The 22,267-nt window shown below is 70.0% G+C and carries 21 protein-coding genes and 2 pseudogenes; 10 read left to right on the plus strand and 13 right to left on the minus strand.

The genetic code is table 11. The features are described 5' to 3' along the window. Nucleotides 1-5: 5 nt before the first annotated feature. From M6G65_RS00660 to M6G65_RS00670, 3 genes and pseudogenes are all read right to left on the minus strand, one after another. The gene (locus M6G65_RS00660; RefSeq protein WP_026604676.1) at nucleotides 6-284 is read right to left on the minus strand and encodes a DUF2312 domain-containing protein; all 279 of its coding nucleotides are present in this window, start codon (nucleotides 282-284) and stop codon (nucleotides 6-8) included. A 123-nt stretch (nucleotides 285-407) separates the two neighbouring features. Next, the gene (locus M6G65_RS00665) at nucleotides 408-716 is read right to left on the minus strand and encodes a DUF1244 domain-containing protein (RefSeq protein ID WP_238197510.1); all 309 of its coding nucleotides are present in this window, start codon (nucleotides 714-716) and stop codon (nucleotides 408-410) included. A 61-nt stretch (nucleotides 717-777) separates the two neighbouring features. Then, nucleotides 778-1,541 (minus strand): annotated as a pseudogene (locus tag M6G65_RS00670) (N-formylglutamate amidohydrolase). 178 nt (nucleotides 1,542-1,719) lie between these two features. Between M6G65_RS00670 and M6G65_RS00675 the strand changes: the two are divergent. From M6G65_RS00675 to pyk, 3 genes are all read left to right on the plus strand, one after another. Further along, nucleotides 1,720-3,039 carry a glycerate kinase type-2 family protein gene (locus M6G65_RS00675; RefSeq protein WP_238197508.1) on the plus strand — a complete coding sequence of 440 codons (1,320 nt, stop codon included), beginning with the start codon at nucleotides 1,720-1,722 and terminating at the stop codon, nucleotides 3,037-3,039. Then, the gene (locus tag M6G65_RS00680) at nucleotides 3,005-3,487 is read left to right on the plus strand and encodes a DUF1036 domain-containing protein (RefSeq protein ID WP_238197507.1); all 483 of its coding nucleotides are present in this window, start codon (nucleotides 3,005-3,007) and stop codon (nucleotides 3,485-3,487) included. The genes M6G65_RS00675 and M6G65_RS00680 overlap by 35 nt, the downstream gene beginning before the upstream one ends. 112 nt (nucleotides 3,488-3,599) lie before the next feature. Further along, on the plus strand, nucleotides 3,600-5,036 hold the full coding sequence (gene pyk / locus M6G65_RS00685; protein WP_250103436.1) for a pyruvate kinase: 1,437 nt from the start codon (nucleotides 3,600-3,602) through the stop codon (nucleotides 5,034-5,036). A 193-nt stretch (nucleotides 5,037-5,229) separates the two neighbouring features. Here pyk and M6G65_RS00690 read toward each other — a convergent pair whose 3' ends face one another. From M6G65_RS00690 to ubiG, 6 genes are all read right to left on the minus strand, one after another. After that, complete coding sequence (locus M6G65_RS00690; RefSeq protein ID WP_238197505.1) at nucleotides 5,230-6,249, minus strand: alpha/beta fold hydrolase; 1,020 nt, start codon at nucleotides 6,247-6,249, stop codon at nucleotides 5,230-5,232. Continuing rightward, on the minus strand, nucleotides 6,246-6,857 hold the full coding sequence (locus M6G65_RS00695) for a tetratricopeptide repeat protein (protein WP_238197504.1): 612 nt from the start codon (nucleotides 6,855-6,857) through the stop codon (nucleotides 6,246-6,248). The genes M6G65_RS00690 and M6G65_RS00695 overlap by 4 nt, the downstream gene beginning before the upstream one ends. Nucleotides 6,858-6,989: 132 nt before the next feature. Continuing rightward, nucleotides 6,990-7,115, minus strand: coding sequence for a type B 50S ribosomal protein L36 (gene ykgO, locus M6G65_RS00700; protein WP_003601867.1), 126 nt, complete (start codon nucleotides 7,113-7,115; stop codon nucleotides 6,990-6,992). 248 nt (nucleotides 7,116-7,363) lie between these two features. Next, a complete protein-coding gene (locus tag M6G65_RS00705) occupies nucleotides 7,364-7,897 on the minus strand; it encodes a PAS domain-containing protein (protein ID WP_250103437.1) in 534 nt (177 codons plus the stop codon). 135 nt (nucleotides 7,898-8,032) lie between these two features. Then, entirely contained in the window at nucleotides 8,033-8,605 is a 573-nt protein-coding gene (locus M6G65_RS00710) for a YbhB/YbcL family Raf kinase inhibitor-like protein (protein WP_238197502.1), read from the minus strand. Nucleotides 8,606-8,651: 46 nt separating this feature from the next. Next, the gene (gene ubiG / locus M6G65_RS00715; RefSeq protein ID WP_238197501.1) at nucleotides 8,652-9,413 is read right to left on the minus strand and encodes a bifunctional 2-polyprenyl-6-hydroxyphenol methylase/3-demethylubiquinol 3-O-methyltransferase UbiG; all 762 of its coding nucleotides are present in this window, start codon (nucleotides 9,411-9,413) and stop codon (nucleotides 8,652-8,654) included. A 188-nt stretch (nucleotides 9,414-9,601) separates the two neighbouring features. Between ubiG and M6G65_RS00720 the strand changes: the two genes are divergently transcribed. The 5 genes from M6G65_RS00720 (at nucleotide 9,602) to M6G65_RS00740 (ending at nucleotide 16,990) form a co-directional block, all read left to right on the plus strand. Further along, nucleotides 9,602-10,837 (plus strand): aspartate kinase, encoded by a 1,236-nt coding sequence (locus M6G65_RS00720; protein WP_250103438.1) that lies wholly within the window; start codon nucleotides 9,602-9,604, stop codon nucleotides 10,835-10,837. A gap of 188 nt (nucleotides 10,838-11,025) precedes the next feature. Next, nucleotides 11,026-13,287 carry a phosphoenolpyruvate--protein phosphotransferase gene (ptsP, locus tag M6G65_RS00725; protein WP_250103439.1) on the plus strand — a complete coding sequence of 754 codons (2,262 nt, stop codon included), beginning with the start codon at nucleotides 11,026-11,028 and terminating at the stop codon, nucleotides 13,285-13,287. Nucleotides 13,288-13,505: 218 nt separating this feature from the next. Beyond that, entirely contained in the window at nucleotides 13,506-14,591 is a 1,086-nt protein-coding gene (gene prfA / locus M6G65_RS00730) for a peptide chain release factor 1 (RefSeq protein ID WP_250103440.1), read from the plus strand. Nucleotides 14,592-14,599: 8 nt separating this feature from the next. Continuing rightward, complete coding sequence (gene prmC / locus M6G65_RS00735) at nucleotides 14,600-15,505, plus strand: peptide chain release factor N(5)-glutamine methyltransferase (protein WP_238197497.1); 906 nt, start codon at nucleotides 14,600-14,602, stop codon at nucleotides 15,503-15,505. 420 nt (nucleotides 15,506-15,925) lie between these two features. Then, on the plus strand, nucleotides 15,926-16,990 hold the full coding sequence (locus M6G65_RS00740) for a DUF4167 domain-containing protein (protein WP_238197496.1): 1,065 nt from the start codon (nucleotides 15,926-15,928) through the stop codon (nucleotides 16,988-16,990). Nucleotides 16,991-17,065: 75 nt separating this feature from the next. On the opposite strand, the gene M6G65_RS00745 is transcribed toward M6G65_RS00740, so the two are convergent. The 4 genes from M6G65_RS00745 to M6G65_RS00760 form a co-directional block, all read right to left on the minus strand. Further along, entirely contained in the window at nucleotides 17,066-17,818 is a 753-nt protein-coding gene (locus M6G65_RS00745; RefSeq protein ID WP_238197495.1) for a hypothetical protein, read from the minus strand. A gap of 11 nt (nucleotides 17,819-17,829) precedes the next feature. Next, nucleotides 17,830-18,555: an RlmE family RNA methyltransferase gene (locus M6G65_RS00750; protein ID WP_238197494.1), complete on the minus strand. Its 726-nt coding sequence runs from the start codon at nucleotides 18,553-18,555 to the stop codon at nucleotides 17,830-17,832. 10 nt (nucleotides 18,556-18,565) lie between these two features. After that, on the minus strand, nucleotides 18,566-19,648 hold the full coding sequence (locus M6G65_RS00755; protein WP_250103441.1) for a Ppx/GppA phosphatase family protein: 1,083 nt from the start codon (nucleotides 19,646-19,648) through the stop codon (nucleotides 18,566-18,568). A 109-nt stretch (nucleotides 19,649-19,757) separates the two neighbouring features. Continuing rightward, a complete protein-coding gene (locus M6G65_RS00760; protein WP_012317168.1) occupies nucleotides 19,758-20,231 on the minus strand; it encodes a response regulator in 474 nt (157 codons plus the stop codon). A gap of 313 nt (nucleotides 20,232-20,544) precedes the next feature. On the opposite strand from M6G65_RS00760, the pseudogene M6G65_RS33375 reads away from it, so the two are divergent. Further along, nucleotides 20,545-21,325 (plus strand): annotated as a pseudogene (locus M6G65_RS33375) (cold-shock protein). A gap of 629 nt (nucleotides 21,326-21,954) precedes the next feature. Next, nucleotides 21,955-22,266 carry an iron transporter gene (locus M6G65_RS00775; protein ID WP_238197492.1) on the plus strand — a complete coding sequence of 104 codons (312 nt, stop codon included), beginning with the start codon at nucleotides 21,955-21,957 and terminating at the stop codon, nucleotides 22,264-22,266. Nucleotide 22,267 lies beyond the last annotated feature (1 nt).

Genomic DNA, 22,267 nt, shown 5'->3' on the forward strand with positions numbered 1-22,267 from the left:
CCCGACTAGGCCATGCCGAGCGCCTGCATGTACAGCTCCAGGATCGCTTCCTGCTCCTGGCGCTCGCTGTGATCCTGCTTGCGGATCCGCAGGATCGTCCGCACGGCCTTCGCGTCGAAGCCGCGGCCCTTCAGCTCGGCGAACACCTCCTTGATGTCGCCCATGATGCCGGCCTTCTCCTCCTCGAGGCGCTCGAGGCGCTCGATGAACTGCTTCAGCTCGTCGGCCGCGACGCCCTCGGCCGAGGAGACGTCGCCGCCGGGCCGCTGGGCAGCGGTGGGCATCGAATGGGCGTTCATGGGGCTCTCCGAAATGCACGGCGCGGTTGCGCCCTGACCCGTGGTTAACGGGCCGGCCTTACCGGAAGCTTAGCCGATTCCCGGGTCGAGGGGGACCGCGACGCCGCGTCAGTGCCCCTTCGCCTGCTGAGCGGCGAAGCCCGCCTGCTGCTCGGCGCTCGCCTCTTTCTGGTGCTGGGCCTTCCACGCGTCGTAGGGCATTCCGTAGACGGCCTCGCGGCTGGCATCCTTGGTGAGCGGGACGCCTTTCTCGTCGGCGGCATCCTTGAGCCAGTTCGACAGGCAGTTCCGGCAGAAGCCGGCGAGGTTCATCAGGTCGATGTTCTGCACGTCCGTGCGGTTGCGCAAGTGCGCGACGAGGCGGCGGAACACCGCCGCCTCGAGCTCGGTCTGGGTCTGCGGGTCGATCTCGCTCATCGGTCGTGGCGCTTTCCGGTTCTGGCTGTCCAGCCGCATTTCGGGGCCATCCGCCCGCGGATCAAGGCGCGATCAGCGGGCGCAGGATGCGGGCGAAGCGCTCGGCCCAGGCCTCCTGGCCCGCCTCGCCGGCGATCAGGTCTTGGCGGATCTCCACCAGCGCATTGCGCAGGCCGCGGGCGGTGGCGTGGCGGTCCATCGTGTCCCCCGGCAGGCCGCCACCGTAGGGCTGGTTGTCGCCGACGGTCAGACCGGCCGGGTCGGCCTCCAGCGCCTGGATCAGCGGCCGGGCGAAGCGCGCGTCACGGTCGTACAGAATCCCGACCTGCCAGGGCCGGGCGATGCCACGCCAGTAGGGCGTGAAGCTGTGCATGGTCAGGATCGCGGGCGGGCGGCCGGCTCGCTCCGCGGCAACCACCGCATCGTCGATCGCGGCATCGAAGGGCGCGTAGAACCGGGCGATCCGCGCCTGCTTGCCGGCCTCGTCGATGCGGGCATTACCCGGCACGACGGCACCATCGGAGAGCCGCATCACCAACGTCGGGTCGGCGCGACCGCGATTCGGGTCGATGATCAGGCGGGAGAAGTTCGTGAGAATTGCGGGCGCATTGAGCAGGGCCGCCAGCCGCCGCGTCACCCCCGCCGCACCGATATCGTACGCGATGTGCCGGGCGAACTCGGAGGCCGGCACGCCGAGATCGATGTCCGGCGGCACGTAATTCGAGGCGTGATCGCAGGCAATGACCAGCCGCAGCCGGGATTGCCGGGGATGATCTCGCAGGGGTGCACAGGCGATAGGGCCGCTTCTGTCTCCGGGCGGGTCACGGGGCTCCGAGGTCTTCAGTTCTGTGCGAGGGTGCCGATGGCGCTTGCCGTGGCGCGGCCGCTCGGGCAGATCACCTATCAAGGATCGTGCGCTCACGGCAAGAAACGGGCCCGCCGCCCCCGGAAGAAACGGGCGGGGATCGCGCGATATAATCGAGAGAGGAGCCCGTCCGACGCCATGACCGAGACCGTTCCGCCCGTCGCCGATCCGGCCATCCAGGCGCAGCGCGCCCTGCTCGAGGCGATCCTGACGGCCGCAATCCGCGCCGCCCATCCCGATCTCGCCCTGCCGCCGCATCTGCCCGCGCCGAGCCCGGGCCGGCTGATCATCCTGGCCGCCGGCAAGGCCGCGGGCAGCATGAGCGACGTGGCGAGCCGGTTCTATCGGCAGCAGCATGGGCTGGGCGAAGACCGGATCGTCGGCCTCGCTGTGGCGCGTCATGGCTACGGTCAGGAGGCGCCGGGAATCCACATGGTCGAGGCGGGCCACCCCGTTCCCGACGAAGCCGGCATCGCCGCCACCAAGGAGGCGCTCCGCCTCGCCACGGAGGCCGGCCCGGAGGACGAGGTCCTGGTGCTGCTCTCGGGCGGCGGCTCGGCCAACTGGATCGCGCCGGCCGGCGACCTGACGCTGATCGAGAAGCAGGCGATCACCCGGGCCATGCTCCGCTCGGGCGCGCCGATCGGCGAGATCAACACGGTGCGCAAGCACATCTCCCGCATCAAGGGCGGTCGCCTCGCCCTTGCCGCCCGCAACGCCCGACGGATCCTGACCCTGGCGATCTCGGACGTCCCGTTCGACGATCCGGCGGTGATCGCCTCCGGCCCGACGGTACCGGATCCCTCGACGCTCGCCGACGCCCGCGCCATCTGCGAGAAGCGCGGCATCCCGCTTCCCGAGGAGGCTGTGCGTCTCCTGAACGATCCGAACAACGAGACGCCGAAGGCCGGCGATCCGGCCTTCGCGCGGGCCGAATACCGGATCATCGCGCGCCCGATCGATGCCCTGAACGCGGCCGCCGAGGCGGCCCGGGCCGCGGGCTACGAGCCGGTGATGCTGGGCGCCGACCTAGAGGGCGAAGCCCGGGCGGTCGCGGCCGAGCACGCGGTGGAGGCCAAGCGCCACAAGGCGGCCGGGCGGCGCGTCGCGCTGATCTCGGGCGGCGAACTCACCGTCACGATCCGGGGCGAGGGCAACGGCGGTCCGAATCAGGAATACGCGATGGCGCTCGCGGTGGCGCTCGACGGGGAGCCCGGCATTTTCGGGATCAGTGCCGACACCGACGGAACCGATGGCGGCCGGGGCCTCGCCACCGACCCGGCGGGCGGTCTGATCGACCCCACCACCCTGGCGCGCGCCAAGGCCGCCGGCCTCGACCCGGCCGCGATGCTGGAGCAGAACGACTCCACCGCGTTCTTCGCGGCCCTCGGCGACCTCGTGAACCCCGGCCCGACCCGTACCAATGTCAACGACTGTCGCATCATTCTCGTCAATTAGGCGTCGCGTCCCGGCGGCTCAGGTTCTTCCAGCACTCACGGCATGCGGTCTCGCGCTCCTCTGCGCGACCCCGGCGCGAGCGGACCTGCGCCTGTGCAACCAGACCGGCAGCAAGGTCGGCATCTCGCTGGGCTACCGCGACCCGCAGGGCTGGGTGACGGAGGGCTGGTGGGACCTCGCACCGAAAGCCTGCGAGACTCTGCTCAAGGGCGCGCTGGCCGCGCGGTTTTACTACGTCTTCGCGGTCGACTACACGCGCGGCGGCGAGTGGAGCGGGCGCTCTTTGATGTGTACCCGCGATTCGGAATTCACGATTCGCGGCAACGAGGATTGTCTGGCCCGGGGATACGATCGTAACGGCTTCTTCGAAGTCGATACTGGCGAGCAGAAGAGCTGGACGATTCAGCTCACCGACCCTAACCGGGCCGACCCACCCGCGAAACCCTGACGTGACGACAGCGCCCTTGACGCTGTCCGGTCTGGGATGCTCACACCCGCAAAAAGAACAACGACTCGGCAATGCTTGCGGGCTTGCCGTGAAAACATTCGGAGGATGACGCTTGAAACGCTCGCGCCGCACGAAGATTGTTGCCACCCTGGGCCCGGCCTCCGATTCGCCCGAGATGATCGAGCGGCTGTTTCGCGCAGGCGTCGACGTCTTCCGGCTCAACATGAGCCATCTTCCGCGGGAGAAGCTGCCCGAGAAGGTCGAGGCCATCCGCACGATCGAGCGCGAGGCGAAGCGGCCGATCGGCATCCTGGTCGATCTGCAGGGACCGAAGCTGCGGCTCGGCACCTTCGCGGAGGGGGCCGCAATGATCGAAACTGGGGCCACCTTCGTGCTGGACGGCGATACGACGCCCGGCGACGCCACCCGGTGTCACCTGCCGCATCCCGAGATCCTCGAGGCGCTTGAGCCGGGCCACGCGATCCTGCTCGGCGACGGCAAGTTGCGGCTCTCCGTGGTCGAGACGTCGGAGAACCGGGCCGTCACCCGTGTCGAAGTCGGCGGGCGGATCTCGAACCGGAAGGGCGTGTCGCTGCCGCACACCGTGATCCCGGTGCCGGCGATGACCGACAAGGACCGGGCGGATCTCGATGCCGGGCTGAACGCCGGCGCCGACTGGATCGCCGTGTCTTTCGTCCAGCGGCCCGAGGACGTGGCCGAGGTGAAGAAGGTCTGCGCCGGGCGCGCCCTGGTCATGGCCAAGATCGAGAAGCCGCAGGCGCTGACGCGCCTCGACGAGATCCTGGAGATCTCCGACGGGCTGATGGTCGCCCGCGGCGACCTCGGCGTGGAGATGCCGCTCGAGCAGGTGCCGGGCGTGCAGAAGCGCATCACCCGTGGGGCGCGGCGCTACGGCAAGCCCGTCGTCGTGGCCACGCAGATGCTCGAATCCATGATCACGGCGCCCGTACCCACGCGCGCCGAGGTCTCGGACGTCGCGACAGCGGTCTACGAGGGCGCGGACGCCGTGATGCTGTCGGCCGAGAGCGCCTCCGGCGCCCATCCGATCGGCGCCGTGGAGACCATGAACCGCATCGCCGAGCAGGTGGAGCGGGACCAGATCTACTGGTCGATCATCCGGGCGCAGAGTGCGACGCCCGACGAGACCGCGGCCGACGCCATTGCAGCCGCCGCGCACCAGATGGTCGATGCCCTGAACCTCGACGCGATCATGGCGTGGACCAATTCCGGCTCGACGGCCCTGCGCCTCTCCCGTGAGCGCCCGAACGCCACCGTGATCGCCCTGACGCCGCGGCGCGAGACCGCGCGGCGCCTGGCCCTCGCCTGGGGCACACATCCGATCGTCACCAAGGATGCCAGCGACGTGGACGACATGTCGTTCCGCGCCGCCAAGTTCGCCGTGCGCGAGAAGTTCGCCGCTGTCGGCGACCGGGTGATCGTGGTGGCGGGCCTGCCGTTCGGCACCCCCGGGGCGACGAATCTCGTGCGGCTCACCTTCATCACCCGCGAGCACGCCGAGAAGGCCTGACGAGTCCTTGCGCACCGTCATCCCGGGGCCGCGCAGCGGAACCCGGGATCCAGAGCCGCCGACGCGCCAAGGATTCGCGGGGACTGAGGGTCTGGATTCCGGGCTCGCCTGCGGCGCCCCGGAACGACGGCGGAAATCATCGTTCGAGAGTGGCGACCGGTTAGCGGAGGACGGGACCCGATCGGCCCGCGGTTCAGCGGGTCGCGGCCGGCATGGCGCTGACCGATTTCTTCACCTCGCCTGAGAGCCGAACGATCTCCTCGGTCACGCGCTCCGCGGCCACGTACTGGAGCATGTGGCCGACCCCTGGAAGCAGCACGAGCCGGGCCCCCGGGATCACCTGCGCCAGCGGCACCGCCTGCGTGTCGCTTCGGACGATCGGGTCGGCTTCACCGGAGATTACCAGCGTCGGGACGTGGATCGTGCGGTAGCGCGGGCTCTGCGTCGCGAGCGCCGCCGACAGGCCGAGGAGATCCTGCACGTTGGCGAGCAGCGTCCCCGGCCGCAGAACCAGGTCGGCGCGCGCCAGATCCGGGTAGTCCGGGTTCGCCGCCTGGGGCTGGAACACCCGGCGCGCCGCCTCCGACAGGAAATGCTGCGCCAGAGGCGGTCCGATCGTGCGGCTGAGCAGCCAAGCCACCGGCGGCTTCACGGCGAGCTTCCAGTACCAGGGCAGGTCCGGCATCCGGTCCGGCATGGGCATTGCCACGGGGGCGGCGAGGGCCAGGGCGGAGACCCGTTCGGGGTGATCGAGGGCCAGGGCCAGGGCCAGGGAGCCGGCCCAGGAATGGCCGAACACGAGCGCCGGTCCGACGCCCATGCGCGCCAGCGCCTCGGCGATCAGCCGCGCCTGCACCGAGGGGGCGGCGGCCTCGGCACCGGCGATCCGGTCGCTCCATCCGAAGCCGGGCCGGTCGAACGCGATGACCCGGAAGCCCTGCGCGGCCAGCCGGCGGCCGATGCCCTCCATCGGGTCCGAGGCATTGGCCGAGGCGCCATGCAGGAGGACGACCGGCGGGCCGTCTGCCGGCCCGTCCTGGATCGTGGCGAGGCGGCCGCCGGTCACCGCCACGAACGGGCCTGCCGGGGGATGGGCAGAACCGACCCGGAGGCTGATCGCGAGGCTCGCCAACGCACCGACCGCGAGGACCAGTCCGGCGACCGCGAACGGCAGGGCCAGGATCGTGAGGAGAACGGCGAACACCCGGGTCACAGGTCGCGGCCGTCGACCTCCGGCGCGAGGCGGTCGATCGCCTCGCCGATCTTGTCCATCTGCGGGTAGAGGGCACGCGCCCGTCGGAAGGCCGCGAGCGCCCGCGCCTTGTCGTCGTTCGCCTCGTAGATCCGGCCCAGGGCCATCCAGGCCTCGAAATGGCGCGGCTCAAGTACCAGCGCCCGTTGCAAATCGGCGATGGCGTCGTCCTTGTCGGTCAGAAGCCAGAACACCGTCGCCCGTCGGTTCCAGCCCTCGGACCAGTTGGGCTCCAGGGCCGTCACCCGGTCCATCAACTCGGCGGCGAGGGCGAAATCGTGGGCGGTCACGGCCTGTCGGGCGCGGTCGGTGAGCAAGTCGGCGGTCGGACTGCCAGAGCCGGCGAGCCGCCGCTCGATCAGCCGGGCGATGCCCTTGGCCTCCGCGGGATCCTCGCTGGCGCGCAGCCGGGCGAACAGGTCGTCCAGGCTCGGCGGCTTCGGTGCCGGCTTCGCTTCGGGCGCCCCGCGGGCGGGCCGGTTCGTGTCCGCCGCCGCCAGTGCATTCGTCGCTCCCACGACGAGTGCCGGGAGACAGACGAGGGCGACGCGGAGGCGGAGCGGCATCATCGCGTCAGACTGGGCGCGGTCACTTCGCCCGTCAACGTGCGTTGGTGCCGCGCAAACGAAAGCAGCCGCGTCCCGGCTGGGCGCGGCTGCTTTCGATGCGACGAAGCTGGCTTGAGGCCGGCCGATTCGTCCTCAGCCCTGGCGGGCCTTGAAGCGCTTCTGGGTCTTGTTGATCACGTAGACCCGGCCCTTGCGGCGCACGAGCTGGTTGTCGCGGTGGCGGCCACGCAGGGACTTGAGGGAGTTGCGGATCTTCATGGGTCTCTCGAGCCCGGAGGGCCGTCCATCTGTAGGGTGTCGGGAACGTGGTCACGAGGCAGGACGCGCAGTCGCGTCCGGCGATCACGGCACACGCATCGCGGAATGGCGTCGCCTTATCAGGATTCGCCCCCGCTAGGCAAGGCGTCGCAGGGCGGGGAATCAGTGGATGCTGTCGAGGTTCGGCACCGGCGGCGCGCTCACGAGCTGCCGTCCGATCTCATGCAGCAGCGCCTCCAGCAGCGGCTTCAGCCGTTCGAAGCCCACCCGGGGCAGGCCGGCCTCCGCCGAAGAGAACAGGGCCAGCGCGAGTTCGGCCACCCGGTCGAGCCCCCCACCGAGGCGTCGGTCACGCTGAAGGCGGCCTCATCCAGGAATCCGTCGCGGCTGCTCTCGGTGACGTCGATGACGATCCCGCGCGCCTCGCTCACGACCCCATCTTCGTTCTGGCCGAAGCGGCCACGCGCCAGAACCCACCGGACGTCGCCCGGCTCCGGAACGGTCCGGTACTGCGCGATGTAGAGCCCGCCGTTGCGGCGAAGGTCATCGACCAATGTGCCGATGCGCCGCTGATCCTCCGGGTGGATCCGATCCAGGAACAGCGCGAAGGTCGCGCCACGGTCGCCGCGGGCCTGCGGGACGCCCAGCATCGACGCCGCGGCGGCGTCGCAGCGCAGGACGTCGTCCGCGATGTGCCATTCCCAGGTGCCGACATCCGACGCCGCCAGCGCCCGCGCCACGCTCGCGCTGCCGCGCCGCTTCGTCCGTGCGTCGACGGCCACGGGCTTGATCTCCGATCCTGGTCCAAGGTGCTGACCCGACAGGGCAAGCTTGGTCGACACAATACCGGCGCGTCGGCGACGGCACAACGCCGCGGCAGGCTGGTCTGTGGCAATCCGGCCCGTTCCTGTGGCAGCTCAGGCGCGCGCGTAACCTCCGGTCAGCTGTCCTTTGGCGAGCACGTGACCCTGCATCGCCGCGATCAGCGCACCACGGCCCGCTTCGTCGGCCAGATGAAGCGGCTGCCGCAGGGCATAGATCTGAAAGACGTAGTCGTGCCGTCCGTGCCCGCTCGGCGGATCCGGGGGCAGCCATTCGGGACGCAGGAAGCTGTTCCGGCCCAACCGGTGCGCGTCACCCGGGCGGCCGGGACTTGGCAATGCGCCTTCATCGAGGCCCGCGGGCTCGGGCGGAAGATCCCAGGCGATGAGGTGGACCAGCGGCTGCGGCGTGGGACTGCCGGCATCCTCGACGAGCACGACCAGGGCGGCGGTGCCGGGCGGCAGGCCGGTCCAGGCCAGCGGCGGGGAGACACCCGCGCCGTCAGCGGTGAACCGGGCCGGCATGTCCGCCCCATCGGCGAAGGCAGGACTCGTCGGCGTGAGCGTCTCCGGGACGTCGGCGAAGGCCGCGTGAGAAGCCGTCTTCTCCCGGCCGGCCTTCAGGCCCGACAGGGCCCCGCCAATTACGCTGGGTATCTTCTCGAGCATCGCCGGTCCCTCCGCCGCCGACTCAACGGCGCGCGGCTCATCCGGTTCAGCCCCGATGCACGGCCGCGACCATATAGTTCACCGCCGTATCCCGCCCGGTGCGCCAGCCGTCGGTGAGCGGATTGTAGACCACGCCGACCGTGTCAGTGACGGCGAGGCCGCCCGCCCGGATCGCCCGGCCGAGCTCGTCCGGCGTCACGAACTTCTCCCAATCGTGCGTGCCGCGGGGGAGCCAGCCGAGCACGTATTCGGCTCCGACGATCGCCAGCGCGAAGGAGCGCATCGTCCGGTTGAGGGTCGCGGCGAAGAGCATTCCGCCGGGCTTCACGGCGGAACAGGCGGTGCGCACGAAGGCGGGCATGTCCGAGACGTGCTCCACGACCTCCATGATCAGCACGGCATCGAAGCTGCGACCGGCAGCGACCACGGACTCGATCGTCTCGCCGCGGTAATCGACCGGCACGCCGGCCGCTTCGGCATGCGCCCGGGCCACCGCGATGTTCTGCTCCGCGGGATCGAGGCCCGTCACCGTGGCGCCCAGCCGCGCCAGCGGCTCCGACAGAACGCCGCCGCCGCAGCCGACATCGCAGATCGTGAGCCCGTCCAGAGGGAAGGGCGCCTGCGGATCGCGGCCATGATGCCGGCAGAGTGCGTCGCGAATGTAAGCGAGCCGCACCGGGTTGAACCGGTGCAGGACCCGCATCGGACCGGATTCGTCCCACCAGGTCGCCGCGAGGGCGTCGAAGCGCGCGACCTCGCCGCGGTCGACGAAGCCGTCCGAGGGGTGGTCCGTGGCTGGCCTGTCCATGGGTGATCCGTTCGAGAGGTTCTGCCGCGCCTTAGCACGCGGGCGCGCTGGAAGTCGCCGCGGCGCGCGGGCGCCATGCTTGGCAGGTTGTTGACACTCTACCGAGCCGCTTGTACCCGCCGGGCACCGTCCGGGCCGGGCTGAAGCGCTCCGTCCAGTCGCCACCGGGAACCCGCGATCAAGAGACCATGCCCCGTCTGGTGATGAAATTCGGCGGCACGTCCGTCGCCACCGTCGACCGCATCCGCAACGTGGCGCGCCACGTCGCCCGCGAGGTGGCGGCCGGCTACGACGTTGCGGTGATCGTGTCCGCCATGTCGGGCAAGACCAACGAGCTGGTCGACTGGGTGAAGGACGCCAACCCGCTCTACGACCCGCGCGAGTACGATGCCGTCGTCGCCTCGGGTGAGCTCGTCACCGCGGGCCTCCTGGCGATCGCGCTCCAGAAGGACGGGATCAAGGCCCGCTCCTGGCAGGGCTGGCAGATTCCCGTGATCACCTCGGACGCGCACGGCTCGGCGCGCATCGCCGAGATTGACCCGAAGAACCTCGCGGCGGGGTTCGCCCAGGGCGAGGTGGCGGTGATCGCCGGCTTCCAGGGGATCCACGCCGAGACCGGCCGGGTCACCACCCTCGGGCGCGGCGGATCGGACACCTCGGCGGTGGCCGTGGCGGCCGCGATCGGCGCCGAGCGCTGCGACATCTACACCGATGTCGACGGGGTCTACACGACCGATCCGCGCATCGTGCCGAAGGCCCGACGCATGGAGCGGGTGACCTTCGAAGAGATGCTAGAGATGGCCTCGCTGGGGGCCAAGGTGCTGCAGGTCCGCTCGGTGGAACTCGCCATGGTCCACCGTGTGCCGACCACGGTCCGGTCCTCCTTCGATCCGCCGGACGCCGCGCGTCCGGGCACCCTCATCTGCGACGAGGACGACATCGTGGAACAGCAGATCATCACCGGGATCGCCTTCTCCCGGGACGAGGCGCAGATCACCCTGCGCAAGGTCAAGGACAGCCCCGGCGTGGCCGCGGCGATCTTCGGCCCCCTCGCCGACGCGAACATCAACGTCGACATGATCATCCAGACCGTGTCCGGCGATCAGTCGACCACCGACATGACCTTCACGGTGCCGGCCTCCGAGTACCAGCGCTCCCGCGCGATCCTCGGCGAGGCCCGCACGCAGATCGGCTACGCGCAGATCGAGGGTGCCACCGACGTCGTGAAGGTGTCGGCGATCGGCGTGGGGATGCGCAGCCACGCGGGCGTCGCCGCGAAGGCCTTCCGCGCTCTCGCCGAGAAGGGAATCAACATCCGCGCGATCACGACGTCGGAGATCAAGTTCTCCGTGCTGATCGATGCTGCCTATACGGAGCTTGCCGTTCGCACGCTTCACTCGCTATACGGCCTCGATCAGGCCTGAACCTAGACGACGCGGTTTCGAGCGGGTCGCGCGGTTTGAACTGAACAGTCACGGGCCGGTCCGCGGGATCCAGAGCGCCTCTGGGCCCAGCGGCACGGTCCATCCGGCGCCGGCCGTCCCGAACTTGGCGCCAAGGTTGCAGGGTGGTCGACGCCAAGGCCACTCACCAACGCTGGAACGACGAACCGATGCCCGCTGCGCCCGGAGGCCCGCGCCTGCTGCTGCGCCGCCTCCGCGAAGCGATGGCGGAGCCGGTCAGCCCTCAGGCGCGCCTCGACCGGATCGTCGTCCTGATCGCCGCCAACGTCGTGGCCGAGGTCTGCTCGGTCTATGTGCTGCGGGATGACAACACCCTCGAGCTGTTCGCCACCGAAGGTCTGAACCGCGAGGCGGTCCACCAGACCCGGATGCGCACCGACGAGGGCCTCGTCGGCCTGATCGCCCGCACGGCCGAGCCTCTCTCCCTGTCCGATGCGCAGAACCACCCGGCCTTCTCGTACCGGCCGGAGACGGGCGAAGAGGCCTACCACGCCTTCCTGGGCGTGCCGCTTCTGCGGGCCGGCAACACGCTCGGCGTCCTGACGGTCCAGAACAAGACCTACCGGGTCTACTCCGAGGAGGAGATCGAGGCGCTCCAGACCACCGCCATGGTGCTCTCGGAGATGATCGCCTCGGGCGAGCTGGAAGGCCTGGCGCCGGATGCCGGCACGGCGGCCCGCCGGCCTGTGCTGTCGCGCGGCATCGCGCTCGCCGACGGGATCGGCCTCGGCTACGTGGTCCTGCACGAGCCCCGCGTCGTGGTGAAGACCCTGATCGCCGAGAACGTCGATCGCGAGGTCGCCCGCCTCGACGAGGCGATCGAGGAGGTCCGCTCCGCGATCGACGCGCTGGTGGAGCGCGGCGACCGGATCGGCACCGCCGAGTCGCGGGAAGTCCTCGAGACGGTCCGCATGTTCGCCCACGACAAGGGCTGGCTCCGGCGCATGCGCGAGGCCGTGGCCTCGGGCCTCACCGCCGAGGCTGCCGTGGAGCGGGTCCAGTCGGACAACCGTGCCCGGATGATGCGGCAATCCGATCCGTACCTGCGCGAGCGGCTGCACGATCTCGACGACCTCGCCAACCGGCTCCTGCGCACGCTGATCGGCTCCGAGGCGGCGGGCACGGTCGTGCTGCCCGAGAACGCCATTTTGGTGGCGCGCACCATGGGGCCGGCGGCCCTCCTCGACTACGAGGCCTCGACGCTGCGCGGCATCGTCCTGGAGGAGGGCGGTCCGACCAGCCACGTCGCCATCGTCGCGCGGGCGCTCGGCATCCCGGCGGTCGGTGAGGTCGAGAACGCCACGGCCCTGTGCGATGCCGGCGATGCCATCATCGCCGACGGCGTGGCCGGCGAGATCCACGTCCGGCCCGGGCCCGAGGTCGAGGCAGCTTATGCCGAGATGGTGCGCCTGCGCGCTCGCCGGCAGGAGCAGTACCGGGCGCTGCGCGACGTCCCGGCCCAGACCCGTGACGGCGTGCGTGTCGGCCTGCATCTCAATGCCGGCCTGCTGGTCGATTTCAGCCACCTCCAGGAGACCGGTGCCGAGGGCGTCGGCCTGTTCCGCACCGAACTGCAGTTCATGGTCGCCCAGCGCATGCCCTCGGCCGCCGAGCAGGAGGAGCTGTACCGCAAGGTCTTCGCGGCCTCGGCGGGAAAATCCGTCACGGTCCGCACCCTGGATATCGGCGGTGACAAGATCCTCCCGTACATGGCCAAGCTCGAGGAGGAGAACCCGGCGCTCGGCTGGCGGGCGATCCGGATCGGCCTCGACCGGCCGGCCCTGCTGCGCATGCAGCTGCGCGCCCTCCTGAAGGCCGCCGATGGCGATCCGCTGAAGATCATGTTCCCGATGGTCGCGACGGTCGACGAGTTCGTCCGCGCCCGGGGCATCGTCGAGCGCGAGAAGGCCTATCTGAAGCGCCACGGCTACCGGCTCCCGACCGAGTGCCGGCTCGGCGCCATGATCGAGGTGCCCTCGCTCCTGTTCCAGATCGACGAGATCGCCCGGGAGGCCGACTTCCTCTCCGTTGGCTCGAACGACCTGATGCAGTTCCTGTTCGCGGTGGATCGCGAGAACCGCCGCGTCGCCGACCGCTTCGACCCGCTCAGCGTCGCGGCGCTCAGGGCTTTCCGGCTGATCGCCGAGCGGGCGAACGCCGCCGGCTGCCCGGTGACGGTCTGCGGCGAGATCGGCGGGCGACCCCTCGACGCCATGGCGCTGATCGGCCTCGGCTACCGCGACCTGTCGATGTCGCCGGCCGCCATCGGCCCGGTCAAGGCGATGGTGCTCAGCCTCGAGGCGCGGGCCGTGGCCGAGCTGATCGATGCGGAGATGTCGCGCATGCACGACGGCGATTCTCTGCGGCCGGCGCTCACTGCCTTCGCACACGCCAACGGCGTCCCTATCTAAGCGCGTACGCGACCCTTGCCGAACATTCGGCCGGGGTTGTACGGCAACGCCACGACAATCTCGGTCGGCGCGCCGCGGCTTCCGCTCTCGAACGGAACAGGCGTGGGAAGGGGGAAGTCTTGCCGGGTCGAGAACCCTCCGGGCCACACCCTCTCCCGCCCGAGACATGACCAGCGTACGGCGCTGACCGCCGCGCGCAGACCTTAGAAACACGGGCGATGATCCCCTTTCCCACTGAGCGCCTCGACGCCATCCTGGCGCGGCACGATATCGTCACCGCGCAGCTCGCCTCGGGCGAGATCGATCCCGAGCTGGTGGTCCAGCTCTCGCGCGAGCTGTCCGACCTCGATCCAGTTGTGGCGGCGATCCGCGTCTATCGGGCATCCCTGGAGAATCTGGCAGGCCTCGAAGCGCTGATCGGCGAGCCCGGCACCGATTCCGAGATGCGGGCGCTCGCTGCCGAGGAGAAGCCAGACGCCCAGGAACAGCTGGAGGACGCGCACCGCGCGCTCCAGCTCCTGCTCCTCCCGAAGGATGCGGCGGACGAGAAGAGCGCCATCCTGGAAGTTCGCGCCGGCACGGGCGGCGACGAGGCGGCCCTGTTCGCGGGCGACCTGTTCCGCATGTACGCGAAATACGCCGAGTCGAAGGGCTGGCGTGTCGAGGTGATCTCAGAGAGCGAAGGCACCGTCGGCGGCTTCCGCGAGGTCGTGGCCGAGGTTAAGGGACGGGGCGTCTTCGCCCGGCTGAAGTTCGAGAGCGGCGCCCACCGGGTGCAGCGCGTGCCCGATACCGAGACGCAGGGGCGCATCCACACCTCGGCCGCCACAGTGGCTGTGCTGCCCGAGGCGGAGGATGTCGATATCGTCGTCAATGATGCCGACCTGAAGATCGATACGATGCGCGCGCAGGGCGCCGGCGGCCAGCACGTCAACAAGACCGAATCCGCGATCCGCATCACGCATCTGCCGACCGGTATCGTGGTGTTCGTTCAGGAGGAGCGGTCGCAGCACAAGAATCGCGCCCGCGCGATGGCGCTGCTGCGCGCCCGGCTCTACGACGCCGAGCGCAACGCCAAGGATTCGGCCCGCGCCGCCGACCGCAAGGCACAGGTCGGCTCCGGCGACCGCAGCGAGCGGATCCGCACCTACAACTTCCCACAGGGGCGGGTGACCGATCACCGCATCAACCTGACCCTCTACAAGCTCGAGGAGGTGATGGCCGGGACCGCCCTCGGCGAGGTGGTGGACGCGCTGATCACCGAGCATCAGGCGGAACTGCTGGCCGCCGAGGGCATGGCCTGAGCGGCGCCGTGACGTCCCGGTCGAGCCTCGGCTTGTCGCGCCGCGCCGCGCTCCGGCGCGGATCGGCACTTCTGGCGGGCGGCGGCATCGCGGAGGCGGCCGGCGATGCCCGGTTCCTCCTCCTGGGTGTCTTGGGCCTGGAGACCCGCGACCTCATCCTCCACGGCGACCGGGTGCTCGATCCGGACGAAGCGTCGTCCTTCGACGCCGCCTTGGCCCGCCGGCTTGCCGGAGAGCCCGTCGCCCGCATCCTTGGCGCCTGGGAGTTCTGGGGCTTGCCGTTCCGGCTCGCGCCCGAGACGCTCGTGCCCCGCCCAGATACCGAGATCGTGGTGGAGGTCGCCCTCGCTGCCGTTGCCGACCGAGCGTCGCCCCTGCGCTGCCTCGATCTCGGCACCGGGTCAGGATGTATTCTCACGGCGCTCCTGTCCGAACTGCCCGGCGCGTTCGGCATCGGCGTCGACCGCTCCGAGGCGGCCGTGGCGGAGGCCCGGCACAATGCGGCCGCGAACGGGGTCGGCGACCGGGCTGCCTTCTTCGTCGGAGATTGGTGCGACGCAGCGCGCGGCTCCTTCGACCTCATCGTCTCGAATCCCCCCTACATCGGCCGGGAGGTGATCGCGACGCTTCAGCGGGAGGTGCAGGACTACGATCCGATCGCCGCCCTCGACGGCGGCCCGGACGGACTCCAGGCCTATCGACGTATCCTGGATGGGATTGGCACCCGGGCGTTGCTCGCCCCAGGCGGGACGCTCGCCGTCGAGATCGGCTACGACCAAGCCGAGCCGGTGCGGGCGCTCGCGCAGGCGAAGGGTTTCAGCGAACGGGGCCTGACCCGCGATCTTGCCGGCCACGACAGGGTCCTGAGCTTCGGCCTGCGGGAGGGTCTTCTCTCAGGCCACAGGGATGCCTAAGTGTCGGTGGACGATCCCGGCACCGAAAAACTCTTGTTGCATCAACCGCGGAACGCTAGAGTCGGCTTGAAGATCGCGAACGGTTCGTTAAGACGGACGACCATATGGTTGGTGGCGACCGCGTGTCGCCGACGGGTTCGCTGATCCCCCAGAGACGTTGAATCAGAGCGCGCCGGTGATCGCGCGGCGGTTTGACGGCATTCGAATCTGACAATCGACTGGTTGCCGGCGTCAGGGTCCGGGCGCGGTACGAGGGATGGTCAGACAGGCGCGCCGGTCGCAGAGCGGCTGCACGCGCGGCGCCGCCGGGAGCGCTTGGCCGGAGTGCGTCACGAGATCCTGAGACGGGCGCCTCCTAAAACAGTCGTTTGCGTGAACGAGGGTCATTACAGACCGATGAGACCAAACCAGAATCGACGGATGCGCGGCCGGAATCGGCCGAAGGGTCCGAATCCGCTGACGCGTTCGTACGAATCCAACGGTCCCGACGTCAAAATCCGCGGCACCGCGCAGCACATCGCGGACAAGTACGCGCAGCTCGCACGCGACGCGCTGGCGGCGGGCGACCCCGTGGCGGCCGAGAACTACTTCCAGCACGGTGAGCACTACTTCCGGATCGTGTCCGGCGCTCAGGAGCAGAACCGCCCGGCCAACACCGGCGGCTATGCCAGCCGGCCCTACGACGACGAGATGGACGAGGGCGACGACGAGGGTCAGGGCAACGGCTCGTCCCAGAACGGCCACGCCTATAACGGCTACGACGAGGGCGATCCCGGTCAGCAGCCGCAGCCCTACGAGAATCGTCCGGACCTGAACCAGGACGGCCGGCAGGGCCGGGACCGGTTCCAGAACCGCGACCAGCGCCGGTTCGACAACAACGGGCGGCAGGATTTCCGGCGGCAGGACCAGCCGCGTCAGGATTACCAGCGCCAGGATTATCCGCGGCAGGATTTCCGCCAGGACCGTCAGGACCGCCAGGATTACGGCCGTCCCGATTACCGGCAGGACCGGCAGGATAACCGCCAAGAGAATCGGCAGGACCGGCAGGATAATCGCCAGGAGAACCGGTCCGATGCGCGGCAGGACAATCGTTCCGACAACCGGGGCGATCAGGGCCGCTACGACAATGGCCGCGGCGAAAATCCCCGGTCCGAGAACCGGCAGGAGGCTCGTCCGGAAGGCCGGCCCGAGCGTGCGCCCCGCGGCGAGGCCGTGCGCCAGGGCGAGCCGGCGCCGCGCCGGGAGCGCCGCCGCGAGGCTGCGCCCGTGGCGGTCGCTGAGGATCCGGCAGGCCTGCCGGCTTTCCTGATGACTCCGCCTCGGCCCGCCCCGACAGCCGAGCCGCCGGTTTCCGCCGAACCGGAGGTCCCCGCCGACGAGACGCCGGCCACCAAGCCCCGCCGCCGCCGGCGGCCGCGCTTCGAGAGCGTCGCCGCGGAGGAGGGTGGCGCCGGGACGGCCGCCGAGGATGTGCCGAACGAGTAGTCGCACAGCTGACTGAGTTTACAGATCTTCAGGGCCGTCCTGGGCTTCCGGGGCGGCCCTTTTCACGCGCTGCGGTCAGGCGCGAGCCGCGCGCCAGTCCGGATAGGCGTGGACCCGGTGAACCAGGCGGTGCCGCCGGCCGATCTCGCCGAAGGGCGCGATCTCCCAATCCCAGGCCGCCTCGGGTCGGGGCAGGGCGACGCCGAACATGAGGTCGAGGGTGTTGGTGATCTCGCCGGCGCGATCCTCCGCGCGATGCATCGTATCGGTGATCAGGCACACGCGCTCGGCCTGTTCGGCGAGGGTGTCCAGCGCGGCAAGATGCGCCTCGATGATGTGCCGTCCGAGATGCGGCGGCGCCTCGCGACCCCGGGCCTTATAGGCGTCGAGCGGCACGATGGGGAGTTGCGAGAGCAGGTTGGCCGAGACGACCAGGTCGGCATCCGCACAGGCCCCGGTCCAGTCGCCCGCCGAACCGGCGCTGATCTCCGCGGTCTTCAGCGCGACGTTCCGATAGCGGCGTGCGGCGAGCCGCGTCGGCCAGGGATGAACCGCGTCGACCAGGCTGACCCGCCCGAACAGCTGGGCCAGGATCGCCAGCGGTATGTCGTCGAGGAGCCCGGAGCCGAGCACGACGGCATGGCGCCGCCCCCGGGTCGCCTCCGCAGCCGCTGCCACGATGCCGCGCGCGTTCTCCAGATGCGGCGCCCAGGCGGCGCGGCAGCGGCGGGATCGGGCGTGGAGCAGGCCGCTCTGCCGGACATAGCCGAGCCGGCGCAGGCGCAGCGGCGCGGGATTGAGAAGCGACAGCGCCCAGGCGAGCAGCATCGCCGGCCGGCTCAGACCTCGTCCGGTTCCGGTGCCCGCGCCGCTGTCCCGCGATAGCCGGTCGCCAGCACGTAGAGCTCGCTCGAATCGGCGCGGCTCGCCGCCGGCTTCACGTGCCGGACGAGGGCGAAGTCGCGCTTCAGGTCGGTGAGCAGCGCGCCCTCGGTCCCACCCTGGAGCACCTTCGCGAGGTAGGCGCCGCCCGGCCCCAGGATCTCGCGGGCGAATTCCGCGGCGGTCTCGGCCAAGCCGATGATGCGCAGGTGATCGGTCTTCTTGTGGCCCGTGGCGTTGGCGGCCATGTCGGACATCACGAGGTCGGCCGGGCCGCCGAGCATGCCGGTGAGTTTGGCCGGCGCCTCGGGATCGAGGAAGTCCAGGGTGATGAACTCGACCCCGGCCATCGGCTCGATCTCCAGAAGGTCGATGCCGACGACCCGGCCCGACGGGCCCACAACCCGCGCGGCGACCTGCGACCAGCCGCCGGGAGCGGCGCCCAGATCGACGATCTTCTGACCGGGCCTCAGGAGCTTGTAGCGCTCATCGATCTCCAGCAGCTTGTAGGCCGCCCGCGAGCGATAGCCCTCGCGCTTGGCCCGCGCCACGTAGGGGTCATTGAGCTGGCGCTCCAGCCAGCGCTTCTGCGACAGGGTGCGCCCGCGGCCGGTTTTCACCCGCTGCTTCAGCTCCCCGCGCACGCCGCCGCCGGAACTCGCGCCGCCACGCCGATCGCTCATCGCGACACCCTCATCGCACCGCTTTCCGGTTCCAGACCCCGTCCTCCCGCATCATGTTCATCAGCAAGCCTTCGCGCAGGCCCCGGTCGGCGATGCGCAGGCGCTCGGATGGGAACGCCCGACGGATCGCTTCCAGGATCGCGCAGCCAGCAAGAACCAGATCGGCCCGGTCGCGGCCGATGCAAGGGTTGTCGGCCCGCTGTTCGAGCCGCGTGTCGAGCAGGTCGCCGATTGCGGTGGTGACCTCGTCGTCCTGCATCCACAGCCCATCGACCCGCCGCCGCTCGTAACGCGCCAGCCGCAGATGCATCGCGGCTATCGTCGTCACCGTGCCGGACGTGCCGAGCAGGTGGAAATGGGGGGCCGTGGCGGCGGCCGCAGCGCGCAGCGCGAAGGCCGACAGCTTCTCGGCCACCTCCTCGACCATGCCCTCGAACATGCGCCGGGTGACCTCGGCGCCGCCGTGGCGCTCGGCCAGGGTGACGACCCCGACGGGCAGCGAATCCCAGGCCCGAATCCGCAGGGTCGGGTCGGTGGAGGGATTGGCCGCCGCGCCGTCGAGCCACGCAATCTCGGTGGAGCCGCCGCCGATATCGAAGATCACGACGGATTCGGCGAGGGGGTCCGCGAGTGCCGCGCAGCCGGTGACGGCGAGATAGGCCTCGGTCTGCCGGTCGACGATCTCGAGATCGAGGCCGACGCCGCGGCGGACGCGGTCGACGAAGGCCGCCCCGTTCACCGCGAGACGGCACGCCTCCGTGGCGATCACCTTGGCGCGCTGCACGCCGCGGGTCTGCATCTTGGTCCGGCAGATGCGCAGGGCCTCGACGGTGCGTTCGATCGCCGCCTCGCTCAGCCGATCGGAGGTCCCGAGGCCCTCGCCGAGGCGCACGATACGCGAGAAGGCGTCGATCACCCGGAAGCCGCTGAAGGTCGGCTCGGCAATCAGCAGCCGGCAATTGTTGGTGCCGAGGTCGAGCGCCGCGTAGGTGGCACGACGACGCTCACGGCCCGGAAGCGGGCCTGGATGCTGGAGCGGCGCGGCGCCGGTCTGGATTCGGGACGGCGCGGCCGCGGCGGACTCGTCCCTCATCGGCGCGGCCGTCGATCCTTTGGGTCGGCCGGGAGCGCGACGCTCGGCCTTTGTTGCGTGTGACCCTACAGGCTCGGTCGGGAACTGCAACGTCCGATCGCACCGGCGATCAGGCGACGGCCTTCATCGCGCTGGCCCGCCGCGGGATTGGGCGCAGGAGGCTCTTCACCTGCGAGTAGGGTCGCGGTCGGTTAATCACCTCGTCCAGGCGCGACCACAGGGTCTTGGGCGAAAACGGCTTGGCAATGATCTCGTTGACCCCGAGCGCTACCGCGCGGTCGACCACGTTCCGGCGGGGCTGGGCCAGCATCAGGATGATCGGGATCGTGGGGCAGGGCGAGGTCGTCGGCGTGCGCGCGAGGCGGATGAACTCCTCGCCCGAGAGGATCGACAAGTCCCAGTCGATGATGCTGATGTCGGGCTTGCTTTCCGCCAGCACGCCGAGTGCCTCGGCTCCGTCCGGTGCTTCGAGCACGCGCTTGATGCCGACGCGCATCAGCATGTCGCGGACGATTCGGCGGATGTAGAGGCTCTCGTCGACAACGAGGGCCGAAAGATCGGGAAAGGTCGGAGTCGCGATCATGGCCGGCCGGCATTGCGGGACATGGCGGCGAGTCTAGCCGGGCCAGCGTTTGCGTTTCGCTAACGCGTTCCGTCGAATGAGAAAGGCCGTCGCGCGAGCAGGCCCGACTGCGTTGTTTGCCGCAAGAAAGTAACGAAACGAGGGCGTCTGGGCCAAGAAGGTCCTTGCGGTCAAGGCCCGATTGCGTCAGGACTAGGGCGTTATTCTTGGTTACCGCGACCTGGGGTAATGATAGTGCGGGGCGTGGGCTGTCTGGGATGGCGCGCACGCGGTATTCGAGACAAGGGCGGCGGACGGTTTTTGCGAGCTTTCTATGGGACGTGGTCGTGATTTCAGGGGGCCGCAGAAGCGCGGCTTCGGCGAGGGTGGCGAGCCGAGATGGCCTGACCAGGCTCCCCAGCGGCGGATACGGCGGCGGCGGCTTCGGTGGCGGCGGCGGCGGTTTCGGTGGAGGCGGTTTCGACCGCGGCCCGTCGCGTGGTGCAGCACCGGTCGCGTCCGGGCCGGAGCGCGATGCCACGGTTAAGTGGTTCAACAAGGAGAAGGGCTTCGGCTTCGTCGAACTCGGCGACGGTTCGGGCGATGCCTTCCTCCACATCCGCGCCGTCGAGGCGGCCGGCCACGATGACCTGCAGCCGGGTACCCGGCTGACGGTGACGACGGCCCAGGGCCAGAAGGGTCCGCAGGTCACCAGCGTGACGAGCGTCGACACCTCCACGGCTGAGGCGCCCGCGCCGCGCCGCGAGTTCCGTCCGCGCACCGGCGGCTTTGGCGGCGGTGGTGGCGGCTACGGCGGCGGCGGCGGCGGTTATGGCGGCGGCGGTGGTTACGGCGGCGGTGGCGGTTATGGCGGCGGCGGTGGCCGCTCCGCTGGCGGTCCTTCCGTCGAGATGAGCGGAACCGTCAAGTGGTATGACCCTGCCAAGGGCTTCGGCTTTGTCTCGGTCAACGACGGCGGCAAGGACGTGTTCGTCCACCGTTCTGCCCTGTCGCGGGCGGGCCTCGATTCGCTGGCCGAGGGGCAGCAGGTCACGCTCGGCGTGGTCGAGGGCCAGAAGGGTCGCGAGGCGCAGAGCATCAACGTCGAGGACTGACGGGATCGCGGCGGCCGTTTTCCGACCGTGATCTACGACGAAGACCTCAGGGCGGCGGCTCCTTAAACGGAGCCGCCGCCCTCTTCATGTCAGGTCCGCCATGCGCCGTGTTGTCCTGTTGTCCGTTCTGCTCGTAATTGCGGGTTCGGCACGCGCGGAAGACTTTTCCGGCTTCTACGCGGGCATCAACGCGGGCTATGCCATCGGCCACGGCCGCGACAGGACCGGGACGGTACCCAGCACCGGATCCGCGGCGGCCAAGCCGGGTCTCGGGACCGAGCTGCCGCCCAGCGCACGTGATGCAGCCGCGGCACTCCGAATGCGCGATGCTGGCGGCTCGTCCAAGCACTGAGGCCAGGCCGGTCCATTGATCCTGTTCCGAGATCAGCGACCGCACCGGGAAGCAGCCTCTGCGTCCTCGCAGATTTGCTCAGCAGATCTCGGGCCTCGGATTTGCCGTTGCTCGAAGCGTTGCGACTGACGGCGGGATAGCTGCGCCAACGACATAGCGGCCGGCTGCCTTAAGCGCCTCATCTCACACTGGAATCGTTCCGGAACATAGACGTTGCACCGTCGCGGCGGCCGCTGCTAGGTCGCGCCATGGGCTCACGGAAACGAGAGGTGGTGCGATGAGCGCCCGCGCGACGCCGAAGCTCGCCGACCGGATGGCAGTCGGAGGCCGTCTGCTCCTGGCGGCTTTGGGAGGCTACGCCGTCGCCGCGCTCGCGACCGCGTTGCTCGCCGTCAGCCTGCCCGGCCCGAAGGCCGAAGCTGTCTCCGCCGCGACGCTCGTAAGCTTCGCCATCATGGCCGCGGCGATCATCTGGGTCTTCGCGGCGCGGACGCTGGCCCGCGCGGCGCTGGTTCTGGCGATCACGGCATCGGGAATGATCTGCGCGCTGTGGCTCGCGGGAGCCTTCTCGGCCGGAGTTCCCACGTGAG

It is taken from the genome of Methylobacterium tardum (assembly GCF_023546765.1).
GTDB lineage: Bacteria > Pseudomonadota > Alphaproteobacteria > Rhizobiales > Beijerinckiaceae > Methylobacterium > Methylobacterium tardum.

What these genes read in the sequence shown, in the direction of transcription:
- M6G65_RS00660 (WP_026604676.1), bottom strand. Translation starts at nt 284, where the DNA reads ATGCCCACCGCTGCCCAGCGGCCCGGCGGCGACGTCTCCTCGGCCGAG.
- M6G65_RS00665 (WP_238197510.1), bottom strand. Translation starts at nt 716, where the DNA reads ATGAGCGAGATCGACCCGCAGACCCAGACCGAGCTCGAGGCGGCGGTG.
- M6G65_RS00675 (WP_238197508.1), top strand. Translation starts at nt 1,720, where the DNA reads ATGACCGAGACCGTTCCGCCCGTCGCCGATCCGGCCATCCAGGCGCAG.
- M6G65_RS00680 (WP_238197507.1), top strand. Translation starts at nt 3,005, where the DNA reads ATGTCAACGACTGTCGCATCATTCTCGTCAATTAGGCGTCGCGTCCCG.
- M6G65_RS00695 (WP_238197504.1), bottom strand. Translation starts at nt 6,857, where the DNA reads ATGATGCCGCTCCGCCTCCGCGTCGCCCTCGTCTGTCTCCCGGCACTC.
- ykgO (WP_003601867.1), bottom strand. Translation starts at nt 7,115, where the DNA reads ATGAAGATCCGCAACTCCCTCAAGTCCCTGCGTGGCCGCCACCGCGAC.
- M6G65_RS00710 (WP_238197502.1), bottom strand. Translation starts at nt 8,605, where the DNA reads ATGCTCGAGAAGATACCCAGCGTAATTGGCGGGGCCCTGTCGGGCCTG.
- ubiG (WP_238197501.1), bottom strand. Translation starts at nt 9,413, where the DNA reads ATGGACAGGCCAGCCACGGACCACCCCTCGGACGGCTTCGTCGACCGC.
- M6G65_RS00720 (WP_250103438.1), top strand. Translation starts at nt 9,602, where the DNA reads ATGCCCCGTCTGGTGATGAAATTCGGCGGCACGTCCGTCGCCACCGTC.
- ptsP (WP_250103439.1), top strand. Translation starts at nt 11,026, where the DNA reads ATGCCCGCTGCGCCCGGAGGCCCGCGCCTGCTGCTGCGCCGCCTCCGC.
- prfA (WP_250103440.1), top strand. Translation starts at nt 13,506, where the DNA reads ATGATCCCCTTTCCCACTGAGCGCCTCGACGCCATCCTGGCGCGGCAC.
- M6G65_RS00740 (WP_238197496.1), top strand. Translation starts at nt 15,926, where the DNA reads ATGCGCGGCCGGAATCGGCCGAAGGGTCCGAATCCGCTGACGCGTTCG.
- M6G65_RS00745 (WP_238197495.1), bottom strand. Translation starts at nt 17,818, where the DNA reads ATGCTGCTCGCCTGGGCGCTGTCGCTTCTCAATCCCGCGCCGCTGCGC.
- M6G65_RS00750 (WP_238197494.1), bottom strand. Translation starts at nt 18,555, where the DNA reads ATGAGCGATCGGCGTGGCGGCGCGAGTTCCGGCGGCGGCGTGCGCGGG.
- M6G65_RS00755 (WP_250103441.1), bottom strand. Translation starts at nt 19,648, where the DNA reads ATGAGGGACGAGTCCGCCGCGGCCGCGCCGTCCCGAATCCAGACCGGC.
- M6G65_RS00760 (WP_012317168.1), bottom strand. Translation starts at nt 20,231, where the DNA reads ATGATCGCGACTCCGACCTTTCCCGATCTTTCGGCCCTCGTTGTCGAC.
- M6G65_RS00775 (WP_238197492.1), top strand. Translation starts at nt 21,955, where the DNA reads ATGAGCGCCCGCGCGACGCCGAAGCTCGCCGACCGGATGGCAGTCGGA.